Source organism: Goodfellowiella coeruleoviolacea (assembly GCF_024171785.1).
GTDB lineage: Bacteria > Actinomycetota > Actinomycetes > Mycobacteriales > Pseudonocardiaceae > Goodfellowiella > Goodfellowiella coeruleoviolacea.
Genome location: NZ_JAMTCK010000012.1, coordinates 111,254 through 132,201, shown reverse-complemented (window position 1 = coordinate 132,201; position 20,948 = coordinate 111,254). Strand labels below are relative to the sequence as shown.

At 72.5% G+C, this 20,948-nt stretch carries 27 protein-coding genes; 11 read left to right on the top strand and 16 right to left on the bottom strand.

Translation table 11 applies throughout. The features are described from left to right. Positions 1 to 61 precede the first annotated feature (61 nt). A complete protein-coding gene (locus tag LX83_RS24715; protein ID WP_253775437.1) occupies positions 62 to 1,240 on the bottom strand; it encodes an NAD(P)-dependent malic enzyme in 1,179 nt (392 codons plus the stop codon). Between the two features lie 372 nt (positions 1,241 to 1,612). Between LX83_RS24715 and LX83_RS24710 the strand changes: the two genes are divergently transcribed. Further along, positions 1,613 to 2,221: a dTDP-4-dehydrorhamnose 3,5-epimerase family protein gene (locus tag LX83_RS24710; protein ID WP_253775435.1), complete on the top strand. Its 609-nt coding sequence runs from the start codon at positions 1,613 to 1,615 to the stop codon at positions 2,219 to 2,221. Here the strand turns inward: LX83_RS24710 and LX83_RS24705 are convergent. Beyond that, positions 2,208 to 2,654, bottom strand: a complete 447-nt coding sequence (locus tag LX83_RS24705; RefSeq protein WP_301328840.1) for a S26 family signal peptidase — start codon at positions 2,652 to 2,654, stop codon at positions 2,208 to 2,210. The genes LX83_RS24710 and LX83_RS24705 overlap by 14 nt on opposite strands. Positions 2,655 to 2,733: 79 nt before the next feature. Here LX83_RS24705 and sodN point away from each other — a divergent pair, with 79 nt between their 5' ends. Then, positions 2,734 to 3,141, top strand: a complete 408-nt coding sequence (gene sodN / locus LX83_RS24700; RefSeq protein ID WP_253775431.1) for a superoxide dismutase, Ni — start codon at positions 2,734 to 2,736, stop codon at positions 3,139 to 3,141. Positions 3,142 to 3,246: 105 nt separating this feature from the next. Next, a complete protein-coding gene (locus LX83_RS24695; protein WP_253775429.1) occupies positions 3,247 to 3,396 on the top strand; it encodes a hypothetical protein in 150 nt (49 codons plus the stop codon). Positions 3,397 to 3,468: 72 nt separating this feature from the next. Here the strand turns inward: LX83_RS24695 and LX83_RS24690 are convergent, their stop codons facing one another. Both LX83_RS24690 and LX83_RS24685 read right to left on the bottom strand, forming a co-directional pair. Next, positions 3,469 to 3,945, bottom strand: coding sequence for an NUDIX hydrolase (locus tag LX83_RS24690; RefSeq protein WP_253775427.1), 477 nt, complete (start codon positions 3,943 to 3,945; stop codon positions 3,469 to 3,471). Between the two features lie 29 nt (positions 3,946 to 3,974). Then, complete coding sequence (locus LX83_RS24685) at positions 3,975 to 4,670, bottom strand: HAD family hydrolase (protein ID WP_253775425.1); 696 nt, start codon at positions 4,668 to 4,670, stop codon at positions 3,975 to 3,977. Positions 4,671 to 4,794: 124 nt separating this feature from the next. On the opposite strand from LX83_RS24685, the gene LX83_RS24680 reads away from it, so the two are divergent. Further along, a complete protein-coding gene (locus LX83_RS24680; protein WP_253775423.1) occupies positions 4,795 to 5,403 on the top strand; it encodes an acid phosphatase in 609 nt (202 codons plus the stop codon). 72 nt (positions 5,404 to 5,475) lie between these two features. Here the strand turns inward: LX83_RS24680 and LX83_RS24675 are convergent, their stop codons facing one another. The 4 genes from LX83_RS24675 to LX83_RS24660 all read right to left on the bottom strand — a co-directional run bounded on the left by LX83_RS24675 (position 5,476) and on the right by LX83_RS24660 (position 8,405). Beyond that, on the bottom strand, positions 5,476 to 6,024 hold the full coding sequence (locus LX83_RS24675; RefSeq protein WP_253775421.1) for a hypothetical protein: 549 nt from the start codon (positions 6,022 to 6,024) through the stop codon (positions 5,476 to 5,478). A 161-nt stretch (positions 6,025 to 6,185) separates the two neighbouring features. Beyond that, complete coding sequence (locus LX83_RS24670; RefSeq protein WP_253775419.1) at positions 6,186 to 6,791, bottom strand: PRC-barrel domain-containing protein; 606 nt, start codon at positions 6,789 to 6,791, stop codon at positions 6,186 to 6,188. A 192-nt stretch (positions 6,792 to 6,983) separates the two neighbouring features. Continuing rightward, positions 6,984 to 7,799 carry an SAM-dependent methyltransferase gene (locus LX83_RS24665; RefSeq protein ID WP_253775417.1) on the bottom strand — a complete coding sequence of 272 codons (816 nt, stop codon included), beginning with the start codon at positions 7,797 to 7,799 and terminating at the stop codon, positions 6,984 to 6,986. A gap of 138 nt (positions 7,800 to 7,937) precedes the next feature. Further along, the gene (locus LX83_RS24660) at positions 7,938 to 8,405 is read right to left on the bottom strand and encodes a hypothetical protein (RefSeq protein ID WP_253775416.1); all 468 of its coding nucleotides are present in this window, start codon (positions 8,403 to 8,405) and stop codon (positions 7,938 to 7,940) included. A gap of 294 nt (positions 8,406 to 8,699) precedes the next feature. Between LX83_RS24660 and LX83_RS24655 the strand changes: the two genes are divergently transcribed. Together LX83_RS24655 and LX83_RS24650 are read left to right on the top strand one after the other, a co-directional pair. Continuing rightward, complete coding sequence (locus LX83_RS24655) at positions 8,700 to 9,617, top strand: diacylglycerol/lipid kinase family protein (RefSeq protein WP_253775414.1); 918 nt, start codon at positions 8,700 to 8,702, stop codon at positions 9,615 to 9,617. Positions 9,618 to 9,843: 226 nt separating this feature from the next. Then, the gene (locus tag LX83_RS24650) at positions 9,844 to 10,098 is read left to right on the top strand and encodes a WhiB family transcriptional regulator (RefSeq protein WP_253775412.1); all 255 of its coding nucleotides are present in this window, start codon (positions 9,844 to 9,846) and stop codon (positions 10,096 to 10,098) included. Positions 10,099 to 10,270: 172 nt separating this feature from the next. On the opposite strand, the gene LX83_RS24645 is transcribed toward LX83_RS24650, so the two are convergent. Together LX83_RS24645 and LX83_RS24640 are read right to left on the bottom strand one after the other, a co-directional pair. After that, positions 10,271 to 10,486, bottom strand: a complete 216-nt coding sequence (locus LX83_RS24645) for a ferredoxin (protein WP_253775410.1) — start codon at positions 10,484 to 10,486, stop codon at positions 10,271 to 10,273. Positions 10,487 to 10,500: 14 nt separating this feature from the next. Then, positions 10,501 to 11,742, bottom strand: a complete 1,242-nt coding sequence (locus tag LX83_RS24640; RefSeq protein ID WP_253775408.1) for a cytochrome P450 — start codon at positions 11,740 to 11,742, stop codon at positions 10,501 to 10,503. A gap of 115 nt (positions 11,743 to 11,857) precedes the next feature. On the opposite strand from LX83_RS24640, the gene LX83_RS24635 reads away from it, so the two are divergent. Then, positions 11,858 to 12,499: a TetR/AcrR family transcriptional regulator gene (locus LX83_RS24635; protein ID WP_253775406.1), complete on the top strand. Its 642-nt coding sequence runs from the start codon at positions 11,858 to 11,860 to the stop codon at positions 12,497 to 12,499. 50 nt (positions 12,500 to 12,549) lie between these two features. On the opposite strand, the gene LX83_RS24630 is transcribed toward LX83_RS24635, so the two are convergent. Together LX83_RS24630 and LX83_RS24625 are read right to left on the bottom strand one after the other, a co-directional pair. Then, positions 12,550 to 14,094: a sensor histidine kinase gene (locus LX83_RS24630; RefSeq protein WP_253775404.1), complete on the bottom strand. Its 1,545-nt coding sequence runs from the start codon at positions 14,092 to 14,094 to the stop codon at positions 12,550 to 12,552. A gap of 109 nt (positions 14,095 to 14,203) precedes the next feature. Further along, positions 14,204 to 14,419 (bottom strand): biotin/lipoyl-binding carrier protein, encoded by a 216-nt coding sequence (locus LX83_RS24625; RefSeq protein ID WP_253775402.1) that lies wholly within the window; start codon positions 14,417 to 14,419, stop codon positions 14,204 to 14,206. Positions 14,420 to 14,626: 207 nt separating this feature from the next. Here LX83_RS24625 and LX83_RS38790 point away from each other — a divergent pair, with 207 nt between their 5' ends. Further along, entirely contained in the window at positions 14,627 to 14,701 is a 75-nt protein-coding gene (locus LX83_RS38790; protein ID WP_407649658.1) for a 50S ribosomal protein bL37, read from the top strand. 116 nt (positions 14,702 to 14,817) lie between these two features. Here LX83_RS38790 and rsrA read toward each other — a convergent pair whose 3' ends face one another. Beyond that, positions 14,818 to 15,216, bottom strand: a complete 399-nt coding sequence (gene rsrA, locus LX83_RS24620; protein WP_253775400.1) for a mycothiol system anti-sigma-R factor — start codon at positions 15,214 to 15,216, stop codon at positions 14,818 to 14,820. Next, the gene (locus LX83_RS24615) at positions 15,213 to 15,932 is read right to left on the bottom strand and encodes a sigma-70 family RNA polymerase sigma factor (RefSeq protein WP_253775398.1); all 720 of its coding nucleotides are present in this window, start codon (positions 15,930 to 15,932) and stop codon (positions 15,213 to 15,215) included. Before LX83_RS24615 ends, rsrA begins: the two co-directional genes overlap by 4 nt. 331 nt (positions 15,933 to 16,263) lie before the next feature. Between LX83_RS24615 and ybaK the strand changes: the two genes are divergently transcribed. Beyond that, positions 16,264 to 16,743, top strand: a complete 480-nt coding sequence (ybaK, locus tag LX83_RS24610) for a Cys-tRNA(Pro) deacylase (protein ID WP_253775396.1) — start codon at positions 16,264 to 16,266, stop codon at positions 16,741 to 16,743. Between the two features lie 320 nt (positions 16,744 to 17,063). On the opposite strand, the gene LX83_RS24605 is transcribed toward ybaK, so the two are convergent. After that, complete coding sequence (locus LX83_RS24605; protein ID WP_253775394.1) at positions 17,064 to 17,678, bottom strand: alpha/beta hydrolase family protein; 615 nt, start codon at positions 17,676 to 17,678, stop codon at positions 17,064 to 17,066. A 14-nt stretch (positions 17,679 to 17,692) separates the two neighbouring features. Then, positions 17,693 to 18,460 carry an SOS response-associated peptidase gene (locus LX83_RS24600; protein ID WP_253775392.1) on the bottom strand — a complete coding sequence of 256 codons (768 nt, stop codon included), beginning with the start codon at positions 18,458 to 18,460 and terminating at the stop codon, positions 17,693 to 17,695. Between the two features lie 82 nt (positions 18,461 to 18,542). Between LX83_RS24600 and aroA the strand changes: the two genes are divergently transcribed. Beyond that, positions 18,543 to 19,841 carry a 3-phosphoshikimate 1-carboxyvinyltransferase gene (gene aroA, locus LX83_RS24595; protein ID WP_253775390.1) on the top strand — a complete coding sequence of 433 codons (1,299 nt, stop codon included), beginning with the start codon at positions 18,543 to 18,545 and terminating at the stop codon, positions 19,839 to 19,841. 1 nt (position 19,842) lies between these two features. After that, a complete protein-coding gene (gene rsgA / locus LX83_RS24590) occupies positions 19,843 to 20,889 on the top strand; it encodes a ribosome small subunit-dependent GTPase A (RefSeq protein WP_253775388.1) in 1,047 nt (348 codons plus the stop codon). Positions 20,890 to 20,948: the final 59 nt, after the last annotated feature.

The following is a 20,948-nucleotide window of genomic DNA, read 5'->3' as shown; positions in this document are numbered from 1 at the left end:
GCGGTATTGCTCTGGCCGGCAGGACACCGAACTGCTGCAACACTCCCAGCGACTCCTCGCCTCAGGCTACCCCGTCCTGGCGCGCCGCCCTGGCAACCGCGGCCGCCACTTCCGGGCCAACCCGCGGGTCGAGCGCGCTGGGCACGATCCGGTCGACCGCGAGGTCCTCGGCCGCCACCGAGGCGATCGCGTCGGCCGCGGCCAGTTTCATGTTCTCGGTGATCCGCCGGGCGCCGGCGTCCAGCGCGCCTCGGAACACGCCGGGGAAGGCCAGCACGTTGTTGATCTGGTTGGGGAAGTCGCTGCGCCCGGTGGCCACCACGGCCGCGTGCCGCGCGGCGATGTCGGGGTGGATCTCCGGGTCCGGGTTGGACAGCGCGAACACGATGGCCTCCGGCGCCATGCCGGCGATCAGCTCCTCGGGCACGCGCGCCGAGGACAGGCCGAGGAACACGTCGGCGCCGCGCAACGCGTCGGCCAGACCGCCGCGGATGCCGCGCGGGTTGGTCCGCCCGGCCAGTTCGGCCTTGACCGGGTTGAGGCCGTCCCGTCCGGCGTGGACCACCCCGCGCGAGTCCACCACGGTCACGTCGGCCACGCCCGCGGCCAGCAGGATCTTCGTGCAGGCCACCCCGGCCGCGCCCGCACCGGAGACCACCACCCGCAGGCTGGCGATGTCGCGGCCGAGCGCGGCCGTGGCCCCGCGCAGCGCGGCCAGCACCACGATGGCGGTGCCGTGCTGGTCGTCGTGCATGACCGGGCAGTCCAGCGCCTCGACCAGCCGGGCCTCCAGTTCGAAGCAGCGCGGCGCGGCGATGTCCTCCAGGTTCACCGCGCCGAACGAGGGCCGCAGCCGGACCAGGGTCTGCACGATCTCGTCGACGTCGGTGGTGTTCAGCACCAGCGGGATGGCGTCGAGCCCGCCGAAGGTCTTGAACAGCGCGGCCTTGCCCTCCATCACCGGCAGCGAGGCGCTGGCGCCGATGTCGCCGAGGCCGAGCACGGCGGTGCCGTCGCTGACCACGGCCACCAGCCGGTGTGTCCACGTGTACTGGGCGGCCAGGCCGGCGTCCTGGGCGATCGCCCGGCTCACCCGGGCCACGCCCGGGGTGTAGGCGATGGCCAGCGCGCGCGGGTCGGACAGCGGGGCGGTCACGTCGATGCCGAGCTTGCCGCCCTGGTGCGCCTGGAAGATCTCCTCGTCGGTGAGCTGGGTGGGGCTGTCATTCACGGTGGTCACGGCGTCCCTCTCGAAACGGACCGCAACGCCTGCGGTCACGCGCGGCTGCGGATGTGGGTGGACAACGCGTGGTGCGCCACCACCTCCACCCGGGTGGCGGCGCGCGGGATCTCCGATGGGTTGACACCGGCTGGGATGTGGTCGTCCGCCGAGCACGCGAACCGGGTCTGGTGGCGTCGCGACGGGTCCTGCGGTTCGGCTCAGTGTGCCAGGCGGAACGATCCCTGTCTGCGGCAGGGATCACAGTTTTTCCGCAGGTCAGAGGGTGTTTTGCAAGACGTCCGTCCGGTTTTTTGAACTGATCGGTCACTATCCGCAGGTGGCATCGATCCCGAATCGGCCTGGCCCGCCCGGATGCTTAGGCTGACCGCCATGCGCGTACGTGAACTGCGGATCGCCGGTGCCTTCGAGTTCGTCCCACCGAGCTTCCCCGACGAGCGGGGCCTGTTCGTGGCCCCGTACCAGGAACCGGCCTTTGTGGAGGCTGTCGGCCACCCGCTGCACGTCGCCCAGACCAACCACAGCGTGTCCCGGCGCGGCACCATCCGCGGCGTGCACTTCGCGGACGTGCCGCCCGGCCAGGCCAAGTACATCCACTGCCCGCGCGGCCGGCTGCTGGACGTGGTCATCGACCTGCGGGTCGGCTCGCCCACCTTCGGCCAGTGGGACCAGGTGCTGCTGGACGCCGACGAACCGCGCGCGGTGTACCTGTCCGAGGGACTGGGCCACGCGGCGATGGCGCTCGCCGACGACACCGTCATGCACTACCTCTGCTCGACCAGCTACAACCCGACCGCCGAGCACGGCGTCAACCCGCTGGACGCCGCCCTCGGCCTGCCGTGGCCCACCGACATCACCCCGATCCTGTCCGAAAAGGACGCCGCGGCCCCCACGCTGGAGCAGGCACTGGCGGCCGGGCTGCTGCCCGACTATGCCGAGTGCCTGGTCCACTACGACTCACTGCGCGTCACGGTCGGCTAAACCCGCCCGGCCCGTCCGGTTCGGACGGCCCAGCGGGTTTGGCCGCGCCGGGCGGCTCAGCCGGCCCAGGTGGGTCCGCCGGCCCGGGTGGGTCCGCCGGCCCGGGTGGGTCCGCGGCCTGGCGCAGCCGGCCCGGCCGCGGCCACAGCCGCCAGCGCACCACGCCCAGCACCTCGGCGGCGCCCAGATCGTGGGAGTCGGTGGAGGCGAACCGGTTGTCGCCCACCACGAACCACCCGCCGGCCATCGGCCGCACCGCGCGCTTGACCGACAGCTGCGCCGGCCGCGCCGGCCAGCGCACCAGCACCACATCGCCCGCACTGGCCCGCGCGCGCGTGCTGACCAGCACGATGTCCCCATTGGACAGGGTGGGCGCCATGGACGGACCACGAACCCTGACCCGCCGGACCGGATACCTGTCAACGCGTGCCAACGATCACCTCCCGCCTGCCTGCTCCGCACTCTCGGAGTAGGGTCCTTCCCGTCGGAGCATTCACTGTCAGGGAGGAAAGATGCGACTGCTGTCGCGCGTCCTCGGTCCGCGCCTGGAGGCAACCGCTCACTGCGATCTCCCCTGTGGGGTCTACGACCCGGCGCAGGCCAGGATCGAAGCCGAGTCGATCAAGGCGATCCAGGAAAAGTACCAGGCAAACGAGGACCCCGAGTTCCGCACCCGGGCGATCCTGATCAAGGAGCAGCGCGCCGAGCTGGTCAAGCACCACCTGTGGGTGTTGTGGACCGACTACTTCAAGGCACCGCACTTCGAGAAGTACCCGCAGCTGCACGACCTGTTCAACCGGGCGACCAAGGCCGCTGGTGCGAGCGGCGCCAAGGGTTCGATGGACCCGGCCAAGGGCCAGGAGCTGCTCGACCTCATCGCCGAGATCGACAAGATCTTCTGGGAGACCAAGCAGGGCTGAGGTCAACAGCCTGACTCCACGACGCTGGCCAGCGGAACCCCTTCCACTGGCCAGCGTCGTCGTTGTTGTCCAGCCCGTCCAGCCGATGTCGTCAGGACACCGGTGATGCTGGCCAGTCCCGTGCTGCGGGTCCTGGTGGGCGCGGGTGCGGCCACCTGGGCCGCGGCGCTCTGGCCGGTCCTGCGCGACCGGACGTCGTGGGGCTTCCGGCTCTGGTGGGCCTGGCACCGGCGGTTCCGCGACAAGCAGCGGTAGCCGACCCGGCGGCAGCACCCCTGGTCAGTCGCCCCAGTGGCCAGTCGCCCCAGTGGCCAGTCGCCCCGGCGGTCAGTCCTGGCCCCAGTAGGGCTCGCGGCGGTCATCGAAGCCGTGCTGGATGCGCAGTCGCACGGCCGGGTGGATGGCCAACTCGTACATCCGGGCCGGGTTCACCCAGTCGGCCTTCATGGTCTGGTCCCGGGTGTCCAGCTCGCCGTCGGACGGGGTGGCCCGGAAGCACAGCACGAACTCCTGGCGGACCTCGCCGTCGTCGTGGGCGACCACGTGCGCCGGATCCGAGTAGACGCCGACGAGTCCGGTCACCGCCACGCGGACACCGGTTTCCGCGTACGTGGTGCGCAGCACCGCGTCCAGCGGGGTCTCCCCCGGCCGCTGCTCACCGCCGGGCAGCGTGTGCAGGTCCTGTTCGGCCCGGTGGACCAGCAGCACCCGGCCGGCCCCGTCCTGCACGAAGGTGTTCACCGCCGGGCGCAGGCTGTTGGCCCTGGGCGCGTCCGGGTCGTTGAAGTGGTCGACGGCACCCAATGGTTCCTCCTCACCGGCCAACCCCCGGGTCAGGACGGCATCGCGGTCACCAGCGCGGTCATGGAGGTCGTCACCGCGTCCGCCCCGGCGTCGCCGAGCACGGCCGCCCGCCTCGGGTTCGGGCTGTAGCCGATGGCGCGCGCCCCCGCGCTGTGTGCGGTGCGCACGTCGCTGGTCTGGTCCCCGACCAACACGCACTCAGTGTCCGAACAGGACAGTGCGGTGGCCGCCCTGGTGAACAGGTGCGGGTCGGGCTTCATCAGGTCGGGCCGGGTCGGGTCGCGGCCCTCCACCCGGTCCACGCACCCGGCGAGGTCGTGCTCCTCCAGGTAGCGGTGCACCGCCTCGGGCGCGTTGTTGCTGACGATGCCGACCGGCCGGCCGCTGTCGTGCCAGGCGCGGATCACCTCGGCGCCGCCCGGGGTGGGCACGGCCGTGCCGGCCGCCTCGTACTCCCGCGCGGCCAGCGTGGTCTCCACCTGGACCCGCAGCGGGCCCGACATGCCACCCACGTACCCCAACAGCTCGTGCGGGCCGGCCCCGACCTCCACCGGCAGGTCGACCCCGTGCGCGGCGATGATCCGACGCAGCTCCGCGGCGATGTCCCTGGCGGTCAGCCGGGCGAACAGGTCGCACACCGGACCGTCGAAGTCGAGCAGCAGCGCCCGCGCCCCCGCGAGCACCCGCCGCAGCGCCTCCAGGTCCTCGGTCACTGAAGAACTCACCGGTCCATCGTCGGGGCTGACCGCGCTCTCCGCAGCGCCGACCAGACCGGGCCCCCACCTGATCGACCCCGGTGGGGCGGTCGCGACCAGCGCGGATCAGGTCGGCGGCACCTACCATGAGCCGGTGTCAGCCAATGCGACGTCAGCCGTCTACCTGATCCGGCACGGCCAGACCGAGTGGTCGGAATCCGGACAGCACACCAGCCGCACCGACATCGCGCTGACCGAGCGCGGTGAGCAGCAGGCCCGCCGGTGCGGTGCGGTGCTGGCCAGGCTGCGCGGCACCGACACGGCGCCCACCCTGGTGCTGGCCAGTCCCCGCCAGCGCGCCACGCGCACCGCCGAGCTGGCCGGGCTCACCGTGGACGAGACCACCGAGGAACTGGCCGAGTGGGACTACGGCGACTACGAGGGCCGGACCACGCCGCAGATCCGCGAGGACGTTCCCGGGTGGACGGTGTGGACCCACCCGACCCCCAACGGGGAAACCGCCGACCAGGTGGCGGCCAGGGCCGACCGGGTGCTCGACCGCGTCCGGGTGGCGCTGGCCTGCGGTGACGTGGTGCTGATCGGGCACGGCCACTTCAGCCGGGTGCTGACCGCGCGCTGGCTGGGCCTGCCGGCCAACGCCGGCCTGCACTTCGGCGTCGACCCCGCCTGCGTCAGCGTGCTCGGCCACGAGCGCGGCGACCCGCAGATCCGCCGGCTCAACGTGCCGCCGTGGGAGGACTGAGCCGTGGGAGGACCGACCCGGTTGGCGGACTGGCCCGGTTGACGGAGCGCCTCGGCGCGACCGCTCCCCGGCTCAGAACCGTTCCGCCAGGGTGAGCGTCACCCAGTAGAGCGGTGGTCCGCCGGACATCCGGGTGACCGTGCCCTGTCCGGTCGCCCCGGCGAAGTCCCCGGTGCCGCCGGTGACGGTGACCTCGGCCGCGGGCATGTCGTCCGGGTCGACGTCGGTGTAGCTGCCGAAGTAGCTGATCTCCCCGTCGTCCAGCCGTGCCGTGGTCTCCACCTGGGTCACCTGGTGCGCGGTGTCGGTGCCCAGCGCCGTGCCCGCACTGCCCCAGCGCACCCGCGCGTCACCGATCGGCGCGCCGTCCGCGTCGTAGAGCGTGGCCTCGGCCAGGCGGAACGTGCCGGGCAGCGTGCCGACCTTGGTGACCTGGTCCAGGAACAGCTGGAACTCCAGGGTGGGTGCCCAGGGTCGGGCGGCGGCCGGCGCCGCCGCGCCCAGGTGGCCGCCCGCGAGCAGCAGCGCGGCCCCGAGCAGGGCGAGCCCCCGCCGCCACCGCGACAACGACACCGCTCGACCAGCCCGCGGGCCCCCTGGCCGGGACAACACCGTGCGCATCGACGCTCCCTGTGCTGACGCCCCGGGGGCGCGGTGCGCGCGCCCCCGGGTGGACACGTCGACTGTGCGGTGCGCCGCCCGCCACCTCCAGCCGGCCACGCGGGCCGGCCGCGGGAATCACCCGGCCGGCTGGCCCACCCCGGTCAGCCGGTGGCCGCGGTTCAGCCCTGGTGCCGGCGCTGCCACTTGGTCTGCGGCACGCCCCGCTCGTGCCTGCCCTGCTGGCCGTGCCTGGCGAACCAGCCGTGCCGGCCGCCCTGCTGGCCGGCGTCCGGCTGCTGACCGGGACCCGGCTGCTGGGTGGGGCCCGCTTGCCGCCCCACGTCCGCCGCACGCCCCGTCGCCGCCTGTCCCCCTGTCTCCGGGCCTCCCCCGGCCGGTGGCGGCCCCTGCGGGGCTCCTGGGGCCTGCTGGCCGGGTGCCCGGCCCTGCTGGGTGGGCACGGACGGGTAGGCCACCCCGTAGTAGTCGTACAGCTCCTGCTCCTGCTGGCCGGACATGTGCCCGCCCTCGGCCTGGACGCGCGGGGCGGAACGCACCTGGCTGCGGTGCACCGGCACGCGCACGGTGTTGCCCCGCACCTCGGCCTGGTCGATCGGCACGAACGCATCGCCGTGGCCGAACAGCGCGAAGCGCCGCACGCTCGCCCACACCGGTTCACCGGACCGGTCGTCCAGGTACACCTGCTCGATCCGGCCCAGGCGGTGGCCGGCCGGGTCGTAGACCTGGTCGTGGAAGATCTGCGGGACCAGCTTCCTGTCGATCATGCTCGCTCGCTCCTCGCCCCGGATGGCTGCTCTCCCGCCTGGCGTACCTCGTTTCCAAGACCATCAGCCGGGCCGGCCGGCCACCTCACCCGCGGCGGGGAGGGCCGAACGCTCCACCCGGGGCACCCCGGGCAGCACCGGGGCCACAACCAGGCAGCACCGGGGCACAACCGGGGCAGCACCGGGCAGCCGTCAGCTCCCCTTGCGCCCGACGGCCACGTGGCACACGAACGGCGCGGCGCCGGCCGCCGGCCAGTCGTCCTGGTCGGTCCGCCACCTGGCCGCGGCCACCACCCCGGGTTCGAGCAGCTCCAGCCCGCGCATCAGCCTGGTGATCTGGATCGGGCAGCGCGGGGTGATCGCGGTGGTGATGTTCTGCCTGGCGAGTTCGGCCAGGGGCGCGACCGCCTCGGGCACGCTGGCCGGACCGTCCAGGTGCGCCAGGACCAGCATGCTGCCCGGCGCCATGACCGCGCGGTAACCGGCGATCACCCCGTCGGGGTCGTCGGCGTCGGACAGGTAGTGCAGCACCCCGACCAGCAGCACCGCCACCGGCTGGGTGAAGTCCAGCAGCCGCCGGGTCTCGGGCGCGTGCAGCACGCCGCGGTGGTCGCGGAGGTCCGCGCGCACGACCGCGGTGTGCTCGTCGGCCTTGAGCATGGCGCGCGCGTGCGCCACGGTGACCGGGTCCCGGTCCACGTACACCACGCGCGCCGCCTGGTCGACCTCCCTGGCCACCTGGTGCACGTTCCCGGCCGTGGGCAGACCCGAACCCAGGTCCAGGAACTGGCGGATGCCGGCGGCCAGGCACAGCCGCACCGCGCGGCGCAGGAACGCCCGGGTGTGCCGGCAGATCTCGGCGCTGGGGAAGAACCCCGCCATCCACTCGCCGACGCGCCGGTCGACCGCGAAGTTGTGCGCACCGCCGAGGAAGTAGTCGTAGAGCCGAGCCTCGTTCGGCCGCTCAACATCGACGTTGCTCGGCACCCAGTTGAGACTGTCCTGCACAGTGGCACCTCGCCGGGGCTGGCGGAGCGGCGGACGCACGCCGTGCGGTGCCGCCTGCTCCACTCGTGTCGTGTCCATTGCCTGGCCGACCAGGCGGGCCGACCAGGCACACATCCTGGCGGACCGGCCGAGCGCCGGTCAGGTCGCGTCGTGCCCGGCCGTGTCCAGCCGGTGGGCGGCCCAGGCCCGGACCGGGTTGGACAGCAGCAGGGCGATCACGCTCAGGCAGAACAGCCCCACGCCCACGGCGATCACCAGTCGGTCGGCCTCGCGCAGGTACCAGGCGACGCCGAGCAGCAGCAACTGGACCACGATCGCCGGGGTCCGCGCCCACCGCCTGCCCAGCAGCAGACCCACCGCCGCGGCCAGCACGCCCGCGCTGAGCACCGCGAAGTAGCCGAGTTCCCCGAAGATGTTCAGGCCCGGCTGGTTGCCGACGCGGACCGCGCTGACCGCGAGCGCGATCGCGAAGCCGAGCCCGGCCAGCCCCTGCACACCGACCAGCGCACCGGCCACCCGAAGCTGACTCGGCCCGCCGGAACCGCGCTGACCAGCGTCGGAGCCGGCCTCGGCAGGGGGTTCGGGGGTGGGGTTCTTGCTGGGCACTGGTGGCCTCTCACGTGGCGAAGCGATGCCTCGAAAATCTGTGTCAGTGACGGTGCGTACTCTGCTACCGATCGTAAGCCACCCGGTCGGACGGTCCCAGGCCACCACCGGAGAGGCGAAGATCAAGCCGTCGTCGGCGAGCCACGGTCGTGTGGGGTGCACTCGTCGCAACGGCAGCGAAGGACGTTTGGGCGAGGAGAGAGGGGCGCGGGGCGCACTTTCGGGCAACTGAATATCGCTGGACAGGAGCAGCGTCCGCCGCGCTTGGTCGCGCGCTGTCTTACTGTGAGGGTCGTGCGCGCACTATTGGTGGTCAACCCGCAGGCGACATCGACCACGCCTGCCGGACGTGACGTGCTCGCTCATGCCTTGGCCAGTGCGGTCAAGCTTGAGGTGGTGGAGACCCACTACCGCGGCCACGCCGCGGACACGGCCAGACACGCGGTGACCGACGGGGTCGACCTGGTCGTGGCCCACGGGGGCGACGGCACGGTCAACGAGGTCGTCAACGGCCTGCTGCGGGACGGTGCCGGCGAGCACGTGCCGATGCTGGGCGTGGTGCCCGGTGGGTCGGCCAACGTCTTCGCCCGTGCTCTCGGCCTGCCCAGGGACCCGGTGGAGGCAACGCACCACCTGCTCAAGGCCATCGAGGCCGGGCGGAGCAGACAGGTGGGGCTCGGCCGGGCCGCCGGCCGCTGGTTCACCTTCAACGCCGGTCTGGGCTGGGACGCCGACGTGGTGGCCGAGGTGGAGCGGCGCCGGTCAACGGGCTGGCGGCCCAGTCCGACCGGGTACGCCAGGACCGCGCTGTCCAGCTACTCCCGCCAGCTGCGGGAGAAGACGGCGATGACCGTCGAGCTGCCCGGCCAGGAGCCGATCACCGGGCTGCGGCTGGTGTTCGTGTCCAACACCGACCCGTGGACCTACCTGGGACCCCGCCCGATCCGGCTCAACCCGCACTGCACCTTCGACGGCGGCCTCGGCCTGTTCGGCCTGCGCCAACTGGGGCTGCCCACCGTGCTGCGCCACCTCGGTCAGGTTTTCCGCGATGTTTCGCCGCACGGCGGGAATCTTGTGCGCCGCGATGACGTTGAGTGGGTACGGGTCTCCTGCGAACAGCCGGTGCACCTGCAGATTGACGGCGATCACCTGGGCCAGTGGAGCGAGGTCGAGTTCCTCGCGGTTCCCAACGCCCTGCGTGTTGCGGTGTAGGCTGTTCGTAATCGGTTCGTTACCTTTTGGTGATTTGAGCCGGCCCGGGTGCCGCTAGCAGCGATTTCGCAGGTCAAGTGCGTCGATCTTTCGGGTGAGTTCACTCACCGGGATGGAGCTAAGCCCTTGACATCACGGCTGTTCGTGAAAGCATTCACAAGCACCCCAAACGACCGCTGACGACAACCGGCGCGTGTTACGCGCGCCTAGCGAGGAGCAAGGAACAATGGACTGGCGCCACCGCGCGACCTGCCGTGACGAGGACCCCGAGCTGTTCTTCCCCGTCGGGAACAGTGGTCCTGCGCTCCTGCAGATCGCCGAGGCGAAGGCCGTCTGCCGCCGCTGCCCCGTGATCTCCGACTGCCTGGCTTGGGCGCTGGAGAGCGGGCAGGACGCCGGCGTGTGGGGCGGAATGAGCGAGGATGAGCGACGCGCCCTCAAGCGGCGCAATGCCCGCACCCGGTCTCGGAGCAACGCCTGAGTCGGTTCTCCACCGTCACGCGGGAGAACCACGACAACAAGCCGAGCTCCGGAACGGCATCCCCGTCACCCGGGGATGAGTCCCGATGACCGCTCGCACGGTTGCCCGATGGACAGTTGCGAAGGGGCCGGCACCCACGGGTGCCGGCCCCTTCGCCCTGTCCGGACCAGTCTCACCCGTCGGCGGCCCGGTGCTTGCCGGCGAGTAACAACGCCTGGGCCGGGCACAGCTCCACGGCCTGCTGGACCGTGTCGACCTGGTCGGGTTCGGGGTGCTCGGTGAGCAGCACCACCCGACCGTCGTCCTCGCTCTGGTCGAACACCTCGGGCGCGGTCAGCACGCACATGCCAGCGCCAACACAGCGCTCGCGATCAGCTTTGATCTCCATACCCACAGCCTGCCTCACCAGGTGACGGGGAGTCGGTGCACCCCGTAGATGTTCATGTCGTGCCGCAGCGGCACCTCCTCGGCGGGCACGGCCAGCCGCAGCTCGGGGAAGCGCCGGAACAGCGCCCGGTACCCGATCCGCATCTCGATGCGGGCCAGCTGCTGGCCGAGGCACTGGTGCACGCCGTGCCCGAAGGCCAGGTGCCCCTGGGCCGAGCGGGTCAGGTCCAGTGTGTCCGGGTCGGCGAACTTGTCCGGGTCGCGGTTGGCCGAGGGCAGCGCCAGGGTGAGCGTCTCGCCCGCGCGGATGAGCTGGTCGCCCAGGTGGATGTCCACCAGCGCGGTCCGGGTGGTGCCGAACTGGATGATGGTGAGGTAGCGCAGCAGCTCCTCCACGGCGTGCTCGGCCGCTGTCGGATCGCCGCACAGCGCGGCCAGTTGGTCGGCGTGGCCCTGGTCGCGGTGGTTGATCAGCGCGAAGGCGCCGAGGGCGAGCATGTTCGCGGTGGTCTCGTGCCCGGCGACGAGCAGCAGGAAGCTCACCCCGGCCAGTTCCTCGTCGGTCAGCTCGCCGGTGGCGATCAACCCGCTGAGCAGGTCGTCGGCCGGCTCGGCGCGCTTGTGCCGGACGAGATCGGCCATGAACGCGCCGACCGACTCACTGGCCGCCCGCACCTGTTCGGCGGTGGCGTCCAACCGCAGCAGGGTCGCGGTGTCCCGCTGGAACACGTCCCGGTCGGCGTAGGGCACGCCGAGCAGTTCGCAGATCACCAGGGACGGGATGGGCAGTGCGTACGCCGCCACCAGGTCGGCCGGGGGCCCGGCCTGCACCATCGCGTCCAGGTGCTGCTCGGCGATCTGCTCGATCCTGGGCTCAAGCAGGCGCATCCGGCGCACGGTGAACTGGCCGGTGAGCAGCCGCCGGTACCGGGTGTGCTCGGGCGGGTCCATGGCGATGAACATGCCGGGTGCCGCCGGCCTGCCCAGCAACGGCGTCAGTCCCGGCCGGGGCACCGCGGTGCGGCGCAACTCCATCCGCGAGCTGAACCGGGTGTCGGCCAGGACGGTGCGGCTCAGCTCGTGGTTGCTGACCAGCCAACCCCGGTGGCCGTCCGGGTAGGTCAGCCGACGCACCGGCTCCTCGGCGCGGAACCGGCTCAGCTCGGGCGGCGGGTCAAAGGGACAGCCGGCCGGGCGGTTGGTGGGCAGCCGGTCGGCCTCGGCTGACCGCTGGGCGGGTGAGGACGCGACAGACATGTTCGGTCACCTCTCATCACGAGCGGGGAACGCGTGATCGACATCCGCCATGAAACACCCAAGAGAGTAAATTTACAAGGCGTGTAAAAATAGCTTTGATGTAAGCTAACCGCCCATGGAGACACAGGGGTTGCGGGAGCGCAAGAAGCACCGCACGCGGCGTGCGCTGTTCGAGGCGGCCGTGCGCCTGTTCCAGGAGAAGGGGTACGAGCAGACCACCGTGGCCGAGATCGCGGCGGCCGCGGACGTGTCCACGAAGACGCTGTTCAACTACTTCCCCGCGAAGGAGGACATCCTCTTCGCCTACCGGCAGCCGCGCATCGACGAAGCCCTGCGGGTGATCGCCGAGCGCGGCCAGGACGAGGACGTGATCTCGGTGCTCATCCGGGCGACCGGCCAGCTGTTCGACTCGCTGGCCGACGACGGCGCTGACCCGCACGACCCCAACCGCGACCTGGTCCTGGGCCGCGCCCGCGTCGAGCTGACCCTGGGTGTGCCGGAACTGCGGGCCCGGGCGCTGCAGCTGATATTCGACACGCAGCAGCAGCTGACCACCGCCCTGTCCAAGTCCTATCCGGACCTGGACCACCTGACCGTCGCCAGCGTCGTGGGCGCGCTGATCGGCGCCATGCAGGCGGCGGCCCTGGTCAGCATGGAACGGGGCGACTCGCTGGAGCAGATCCAGGCGATGGCGCGGCAGGCCGTCCACGTCGTGCTGCACGGCGCCCGGACCACCCTGCGCCAGGGCCTCGCCTGACCCAGCCAGCAGGCCCAGCAGCCCCAACGGGCTCAGCGAAACCAGTGGGCTCAGCGGCGCACGCGCAGCGGCACCCGCAGCACCGCCTCGGTGCCCCGGGACCGGCGGCGCAGGCTGAGCGAGCCGCGCAGCTCGGACTCGACCAGGGTGCGCACGATCTGCAGCCCGAGCCGTTCGGTGCGTTCCAGCGAGAACCCGGGCGGCAGGCCCCGGCCGTCGTCGGCGATCACCACGTCCAGCCACTTGGCCGAGCGCTCCGCGTGCACCACCACCTCACCCCGTTCCCCCGGGGCGTAGGCGTGTTCGAACGCGTTCTGCACCAGCTCGGTGAGCACCATCACCAGCGGCGTGGCCAGCTCGGCGGACACCTCGCCGAACAGCCCCTCGCGCCGCACCACCACCTGCGTCTCGGTGGTGGCCACGTCGCTCATCATCGGGATGACCCGGTCCACCACGTCGTCCAGGTCGACCCGCTCGTCCACGGACATCGACAGGGTCTCGTGGACCAGGGCGATGGAGGTCACCCGGCGCACCGACTCGGCCAGCGCCTGCCGGGCCTCGGGGTTGGTCATCCGGCGGGACTGCAGGCGCAGCAGCGCGGCCACGGTCTGCAGGTTGTTCTTCACCCGGTGGTGGATCTCCCGGATGGTGGCGTCCTTCGACAGCAGCGCCCGGTCCCGGCGCTTCACCTCGGTCACGTCCCGGACCAGCACCAACGCCCCGGCGGCGGTGCCCCGCGGGCGCAGCGGCAGCGCCCGGAACAGCACGCTGGCCCCGCGCCGCGACTCGGCCTCCATGCGCATGCTGGGCTGCCCGGCCAGGGCGGTCCTGATCCGCTGGGCCACCTCGGTGGCGTCGAACGGGTCGGCGATCAGCGAGCGGGTCAGCGACGCCAGCTGCACCCCGATCAGGTCCGCGGCGTGCCCCATCCGGTGGTAGGCGGACAGCGCGTTGGGGCTGGCGAACACCACGGCGCCGGCCGTGTCCAGCCGGATCAGGCCGTCGCCGACCCGCGGGCTGGTGTGCACGTCGGCGGAGGGCTCCCGGGTGGGGAACGTGCCGTCGGCGATCATCTGGCACAGGTCGGCGGCACTGCCCAGGTAGGAGATCTCCAGCGGGCTGGGCACCCGGGGCACGGCCAGGTTGGTGTCCCGGCTGAGCACCGCGATGACCTGGTCGTCCAACCGGACCGGGATGGTCTCCCGGCGCACGGGCACCCCCAGGTGCCAGCGCGGGTCCTCCTCGCGGCAGATCCGCGACTCGACCACGGCCCGCCGCAGCTGCGGGTGCTCATCGGCGGTCACCACGCTGCCCACCACGTCCTCGGGATGGGCGGTCGGCGCGGTCGTCGGCCTGGCCTGCGCCACGCACACGAACCCCTGCGGGCCGGTCTGGCCGACCGGGTGGGGCTGGCCAGGCTGCCCGGACGGTCCGGACTGACCGGTGTCGGCCGGTTCCAGCGGGACCCAGAGCAGGAAGTCGGCGAAGGACAGGTCGGACAGCAGCTGCCACTCGGCCACCACCATCTGCAGGTGGTCAACGGCCTCCCCGGGCAGCTTCGTGTGCTCGGCAAGCAGGTCAGCGAGGGTGGACACCAGGTGGTACTCGCGGTTCTCGTCAGCGGATCCCGTGGTCAGTGGATCTCGTGGTCAGCGGTCGGGTCGGTGATCGGTGGTGTCGGTGGTGTTCGCGGCGCCGGTCGGCTCACTCCACCACGGCGATGAGGTCGCCTTCCTGCACCACGTCGCCCTTGTTGACCACCAGCCTGGTCACCGTGCCCTCGGTCTCGGTGAGGACCGGGATCTCCATCTTCATCGATTCGAGGATCACCAGCGTGTCCCCGGTGGCCACGGACGTGCCCACCTCGGTGACAACCTCGCCCACGCTGGCCACGATGTCGGCTCGGATCTCCTCAGCCATCGTCTCGCCCTCCCTGTGCGGCCGGTGTTGCCAGCTGGGGGCCCAGCCGGTCGGCACTCACCCCATCCAACCACGTTTCGGGGGGCTGCCGGTCCGCCAAGTGTCGCCATGTCACACTGGAACACTGACCGGCCATGGCTTGGCCGCGCCCGGGGGCGCGAGCCGCCTGCTGCCGTCAAGCACGTCAACCAGCCACGAGGAGTCACCATGTCCAAGCGTGCCCGCAAGCGTCGTGACCGCAAGAAGCGCGGCGCCAACCACGGCAACCGCCCGAACGCCTGAGCGGCGAGCGGCGCGGACATGCGCAGGGCCTCGGCGACCACGTGGCGCCGAGGCCCTTTGGCATGCCCTGTTCTGGTTGAGGGTTGAGGTGGGGGCCCGGTCCGGGGCCCGCCGGCTCACCCGGCCGAGCTGGAGCGGTGTTCCCGGGAGAGTTCCGGGGCGAGGCAGGACGACCCCTCCGGTGGCACCGAGATCCGCCGGCCCGCCACCTCCACGGTGCTGCTGCCGTCCGGCGCGCGCTCGATGGTCACCTCGCCCTGCGCGATCATGCTCTCCCTGATCCGGGCGCGCAGCCGCTGCTTGAACGTGTCCGGCGCGTGATCCCCACCGCACTTGCGGGCGAGCAGCGCCTTGAGGTGTTCCTCGATGCCGTACCGCTCCAGGCAGGGGCTGCACTCGTCGAGATGCCTGGCCAACAGCTCCCTGCGGCTGCCGTCACACTCCTGGTCGAGGAAGAGCCACACCTCGGCGAGCACCTCGGAGCAGTCCGTCTCGTGTGGTTTGCCACAGCTCACGACCCGGCCACCTCCCGCTCGGCGGTACGCAGGAAACCCCGGTCCCGCGCCACGCCGGCAAGCTGCTCACGGAGCTGCCTGCGCCCGCGGTGCAGCCGGGACATCACCGTTCCGATAGGAGTCCCCATGATGTCGGCGATCTCCTTGTAGGCAAAGCCCTCGACGTCGGCGAGGTAGACCGCCAGCCGGAAGTCCTCGGGCAGCTGTTGCAGCGCCTCCTTGACGTCGCTGTCCGGCAGCCGGTCGAGCGCCTCGACCTCGGCCGAGCGCAGCCCGGTCGAGGTGTGGCTGCCCGCCTGAGCCAGCTGCCAGTCGGTGATCTCCTCGGTGGGCTGCTGCACCGGCTGCCGCTGCCGCTTGCGGTAGCCGTTGATGTAGGTGTTGGTGAGGATGCGGTAGAGCCACGCCTTGAGGTTGGTGCCCTGGGAGAACGACTCGAACGCGGCGTACGCCTTCAGGTACGTCTCCTGGACCAGGTCCTCGGCGTCAGCGGGATTGCGGGTCATCCGCAGCGCGGCCGAGTAGAGCTGGTCCAGCAGGGGCATGGCGTCGTGCTCGAAGCGCGTCGCCAGGTCGGCGGCTGCCGCGCCGTTGTCGTGCCCCGCTCTGATCTGCCGCTCGTCGGCTGGCCGTGGATCTGCCTTGCCTCGCGTGACGGGCACCGCGCTCCTTTCCCGCCGTCCGGTCGGTACGGCGGCCACTGCCATCGATCCCATAGTCGAGACCGCATGGTTCGCCTCCGAGGATACGCGGCGGGTACCCGGACGGCACTGGGCGGAACCCCGCGGCGGCCGGGCCATCCCGCGGCTGGCCTGCGTGGACGCTTCCCGGACCGGTCCCGCCCGCAGCTGGTCGATCGCCTCGCTCATCACGTCGGTGAAAACGCGATCGCCCCGACGCGCATTCCCTGGGAAGCTGGGGAGTTCCCCTGGGCAGCGGACCCGACACCGGTGCGCTGCCGGCCCTGCGGGGCGGCCCTGGGCGGGCCGGTCCGGTGACCGGAAACGCAGCGGCGCGCCGCGTCCCGCGTCGAGTACCTTGCCCGGCATGGCAGGACGTGGAACCCCGGCCACCGCCGTGTTGGTCAAGCAGAAGGTGCCGCACTCGCTGCACGCCTACGAGCACGACCCCAGGGCGGACTCCTACGGCCTGGAGGCGGCCGAGGCGCTCGGGCTGCCGCCGGAGCGGGTGTTCAAGACCCTGGTCGCCGAGGTGGACGGGCGGTTGGCGGTGGGCGTGGTGCCGGTCACCGGCCAACTGGACCTCAAGGCGCTCGCCGCCGCGCTGTCCGGCAAGCGCGCCAAGATGGCCGAGGTCAGCGCCGCCGAGCGGGCAACCGGTTACGTGGCGGGCGGGATCTCCCCGCTGGGGCAGAAGAAGCGCCTGCCCACGGCCGTGGACGCCTCGGCCGCGCAGTGGGACACCATCTTCTGCAGCGCCGGCCGGCGCGGCCTGGAGGTGGAACTGGCCCCGACCGACCTGGTCCGGCTCACCGGCGCGGTGCTCGCCCCGATCAGCACGGCCTGACCGGGCACCGGCATCCCGCGCTTATACCACCGTCGTCGCCCAACCCCAGGGATTTCACCCGTTCGGGAGACGGGTTGTGCACAGCCGCCCGTGCTGTCCACAGCCCGACCTGTCGACCTGTCCCCGGCGAGCGGGCGCGGATAGGCTGGAGCAGGGCTCGCCCCCCTGGGACGGGTGGGGGCTGAGCTGGGGTTTTCCCCGATCCGACGGCCGAGCAGGCTGGGTGTGCGCCAAGCCGTCGACTGGGCTAGCTGACCGGTCCCCGCCCCGCGATCCCGGTGACGGGTCGTTCCCCAGCCGTCGGCTGGCGGTCGGACGTGTCACACGACGAGCGGCCGGAGCACCCTGGCCAGCCACTCGCCCACCGCTCGGGACACCGCGTCCACGTCGGCCTTGAGCGAGTGGTCACCCGGCACCAGCACCACTTCCCGGTGGTGGCCGGCTGCTGGGCGGCCGAACGGGTCGCGTTCGCCCTGCACCACCAGGGTGGCCACGTCCACCGCGTCCAACTCGGCCTGCCGGTTGCGGTCCGGCCGGCCGGGCGGGACCACGGGGAACGCCAGGCACAGCACGGCGACGGCCTGGCCGGCGGAGGCGGTGCGGCAGGCCACCCTGGCCCCGGTCGACCGCCCGCCGAACACCATCGGCAGCCCGGCGAACCAGTGCTCGTCCAGGTACTCGGCCACGGCCAGCCAGGAGGCGTCGAGGTGACCGGCTGGTGCTGGCGCGCGCCGGCCGGCCACCCGGTAGGGCTGCTGCACCAGGGCCACGTGCAGGTCGGCGGCGTGCGCCGCGCGGGCCGCGGCGACCAGGTCCGGGGCGTCGATGCCGCCACCGGCGCCGTGACCGAGCAGCAGCACGGCCACGCCCTCGGGCGCGCAGTGCAGTTCGGCCTTGGCCACACCGTGTGGCGTGTCGACCTCGATGCTGGTCATCGGAGTACGTCCGATCAGGTGACTTCGAACAGGGTGGGCGCGGGCATCTCGGCGGCGCTGATGGCGACCGGCTCGGTCAGGCCGGGGTGGTTGTTCTTCACGCTGTTCACCGCCGTGGTCACCGGCCGCAGCTCCAGCCCGGCGACCAGGTCGTCCTCGGGTGGCGCGAGCAGGTCGGCCGGGTCGGTGCGGTCCGGGTCCAGCCAGTCCGCCCAGCGCTCGCGGGACAGCAGCAGCGGCATCCGGTGGTGGATGGTGGCCATCTCACCGATGGCGTCGGTGGTGAGCACCGCGCAGGTCACCACCGGCCGGCTGCCGCCCTCGTCGTCGCGGTCCCACCAGACCGACCAGATGCCGGCCATGGCCAGGGTGGAGCCGTCCGAGGGCGTGATGAAGAACGGCTGCTTGCGGCCCTCGCCCGGCTGCCACTCGTACCAGCCGTCAGCGGGCAGCAGGCAGCGGCGCTTGCTCGCCGAGTCCCGGTAGGCGGGCTTGTCCAGCACGCTCTCCGAGCGGGCGTTGATCATGCGCGCGCCCACCGAGAGGTCCTTGGCCCAGTGCGGCACCAGGCCCCAGCGCATCACCCGCACGGTCCGCTCGGTGGTGCTGGTGTCGACGGTGCCCTCCTCGTCCCGGGGATGCCGCTCGACCACGGCCAGCACCGACTTGGTGGGCGCGACGTTGTAGTCGGCCCTGGGGGCGTCGTTCCCGGTGGCGTCCACCGCGAGGAACTCGTCGGCCAGGCTGGCCGGATCTCGGGTGGACACGAACCTTCCGCACAAACCCGTTCACCTCCGGCGGCCATCGTCGCACGTCAGCATGGCCAAGGCGAGACCCTCGGGCGGTATGCGGGATCATCGGGGCATGACACAGCAGTGGCCGGCTCCCACCGTCACCGACCCGGTGCGCGCCACCGTGCGCGTCCCCGGCTCCAAGTCGATCACCAACCGGGTGCTGCTGCTGGCCACCCTGGCCAGCGGCCCCTCCACCGTGCGCGACCCGCTGCGCAGCAGGGACAGCCTGCTGATGGCCTCGGCGCTGCGCGCGCTTGGCCCGCGGATCGAGGACGGGCCGGACGGGTCCTGGCTGGTCGAGCCCGCCCCGCTGCGCGGACCGGCCCGGGTGGACTGCGGCCTGGCCGGCACGGTCATGCGGTTCGTGCCACCGGCCGCCGTGCTCGCCGAGGGCGAGATCCACTTCGACGGCGACCCGGAGGCCAGGGTGCGGCCGATGGGCACGGTGCTCGGCGCGCTGCGCGCGCTGGGCGCGCGGGTCACCGGCGAGTCACTGCCGTTCACCGTGCACGGGCGGGGCGGGCTGGCCGGTGGCGAGGTCACCGTGGACGCCTCGGCCTCCTCGCAGTTCATCTCCGGGCTGCTGCTGTCCGGTGCCCGCTACGACAAGGGCCTGACCGTGCGGCACGCCGGCAAGCCGGTGCCGTCGCTGCCGCACATCGACATGACCGTGGCGGTGCTGCGCGCGTTCGGCGTGAGCGTGGACGACGCCGAGCCGAACACCTGGCGGGTGGAGCCGGGCTCGTTCGCCGGACGCGACTGGCGGGTCGAGCCGGACCTGTCCAATGCCACGCCGTTCCTGGCCGCCGCCGCGGTCACCGGCGGCACCGTCACCGTGCCCGGCTGGCCCAGCCAGACCACCCAGCCGGGCGATGTGATGCGGGAGATCCTGACCCGGATGGGCGCCCAGGTGAGCCTGACCGACCAGGGCCTGACCGTCACCGGCCCGGAGAAGCTGACCGGGCTGGACATCGACCTGCACGACGTGGGCGAGCTGACGCCCACGGTGGCCGCCCTGGCCGCGCTCGCCGACGGGCCGTCGGTGCTGCGCGGCATCGCGCACGTGCGCGGCCACGAGACCGACCGGCTGGCCGCGCTCAGCGCCGAGATCAACGGGCTGGGCGGGGATGCCGAGGAGACCGAGGACGGGCTGATCATCCGGCCCCGACCGCTGCGCGGCGGGCCGTGGCGCGCCTACGCCGACCACCGCATGGCCACGGCCGGCGCGATCATCGGGCTGGTGGTGCCCGGGGTGGTGGTCGACGACATCGCCAGCACCACCAAGACCATCCCCGACTTCCCCGGCCTGTGGGGTGCCATGCTCGGCGCGGCCAGTTCGCCGGTCACCACCAGCCGGGAGGCTGACTGACGTGGGCTCGCGGGACTGGCGGAAGCTGGACGAGTCGGACGTCCGGGTGCGGCCTGGCCGGGGCTCCCGACCGCGCAGCAAACGGCGTCCGGAACACGCCAACGCCCGCCAGGCCATGGTGATCGGCGTGGACCGGGGCCGGTGGACCTGCGCGCTGGACGACGACCCCGGTCAGGTGGTGGTCGCGATGCGCGCCCGCGAACTGGGCCGCACCCCGGTCGTGGTGGGCGACCAGATCGACCTGGTCGGCGACACCAGCGGTGCCCCGGACACGCTCGCCCGGATCGTCCGGGTGGCCGAGCGGTCCACGGTGCTGCGGCGCACCGCCGACGACACCGACCCGTTCGAACGGGTGGTGGTGGCCAATGCCGAGCAGCTGGTCATCGTCACCGCGCTGGCCGACCCGCCGCCGCGTACCGGATTCATCGACCGCTGCCTGGTGGCCGCCTACGCCGGGGGCCTGACCCCGCTGCTGTGCCTGACCAAGTCCGACCTGGCCGACCCGAGCGAGCTGCGCCAGGCATACGCGGATCTCGATGTGCCGATCGTGGTCACCCGGTTCGACCAGGCGCCCGACCAGTTGCGCGAACGGCTGGCCAACCGGGTCTCCGCGCTGGTCGGCCACTCCGGGGTGGGCAAGTCCACGATGGTCAACAAGCTGGTCCCGGCCGCGGGCCGGGCCACCGGCGCGGTCAGCGCGGTCGGCAAGGGCCGGCACATCTCCACCGCCGCGGTGGCCCTGCCGCTGGCCGAGGGCGGCTGGGTGGTGGACACCCCGGGCATCCGCTCGTTCGGCCTGGCCCACATCACCCCGGACGACATCGTGGCCGCCTTCCCCGACCTGGCCGAGGCCGCCGAGGAGTGCCCGTCCGGCTGCGGCCACCTCGGGCCGCCCAGGGACCCGGACTGCGCGCTGGACGGCCTGGTCGCCGAGGGCGGGGCCAGCCAGGGGCGGCTGTCCTCGCTGCGCCGGCTGCTGGCCTCCCGCGCCGGGCGGGACGAACACCCCGGCCGGGACGAGCACGCCGACCGTCCGGACCAGCGTTAGCGCGGGTCCGGACGGGGATGGGGAGTCGAGGCGGCGGGCCGGCACCTTCCGGCGGGTGG

Excerpts from the sequence above, each read along its gene's own strand:
- LX83_RS24650 (WP_253775412.1), top strand. The coding sequence starts at position 9,844 with ATGGACTGGCGCCACCGCGCGACCTGCCGTGACGAGGACCCCGAGCTG.
- LX83_RS24605 (WP_253775394.1), bottom strand. The coding sequence starts at position 17,678 with ATGACCAGCATCGAGGTCGACACGCCACACGGTGTGGCCAAGGCCGAA.
- LX83_RS24710 (WP_253775435.1), top strand. The coding sequence starts at position 1,613 with ATGCGCGTACGTGAACTGCGGATCGCCGGTGCCTTCGAGTTCGTCCCA.
- LX83_RS24625 (WP_253775402.1), bottom strand. The coding sequence starts at position 14,419 with ATGGCTGAGGAGATCCGAGCCGACATCGTGGCCAGCGTGGGCGAGGTT.
- sodN (WP_253775431.1), top strand. The coding sequence starts at position 2,734 with ATGCGACTGCTGTCGCGCGTCCTCGGTCCGCGCCTGGAGGCAACCGCT.
- LX83_RS24670 (WP_253775419.1), bottom strand. The coding sequence starts at position 6,791 with ATGATCGACAGGAAGCTGGTCCCGCAGATCTTCCACGACCAGGTCTAC.
- LX83_RS24645 (WP_253775410.1), bottom strand. The coding sequence starts at position 10,486 with ATGGAGATCAAAGCTGATCGCGAGCGCTGTGTTGGCGCTGGCATGTGC.
- LX83_RS24635 (WP_253775406.1), top strand. The coding sequence starts at position 11,858 with ATGGAGACACAGGGGTTGCGGGAGCGCAAGAAGCACCGCACGCGGCGT.
- LX83_RS24675 (WP_253775421.1), bottom strand. The coding sequence starts at position 6,024 with ATGCGCACGGTGTTGTCCCGGCCAGGGGGCCCGCGGGCTGGTCGAGCG.
- aroA (WP_253775390.1), top strand. The coding sequence starts at position 18,543 with ATGACACAGCAGTGGCCGGCTCCCACCGTCACCGACCCGGTGCGCGCC.
- LX83_RS24640 (WP_253775408.1), bottom strand. The coding sequence starts at position 11,742 with ATGTCTGTCGCGTCCTCACCCGCCCAGCGGTCAGCCGAGGCCGACCGG.
- LX83_RS24615 (WP_253775398.1), bottom strand. The coding sequence starts at position 15,932 with ATGGGATCGATGGCAGTGGCCGCCGTACCGACCGGACGGCGGGAAAGG.
- ybaK (WP_253775396.1), top strand. The coding sequence starts at position 16,264 with ATGGCAGGACGTGGAACCCCGGCCACCGCCGTGTTGGTCAAGCAGAAG.
- LX83_RS24695 (WP_253775429.1), top strand. The coding sequence starts at position 3,247 with ATGCTGGCCAGTCCCGTGCTGCGGGTCCTGGTGGGCGCGGGTGCGGCC.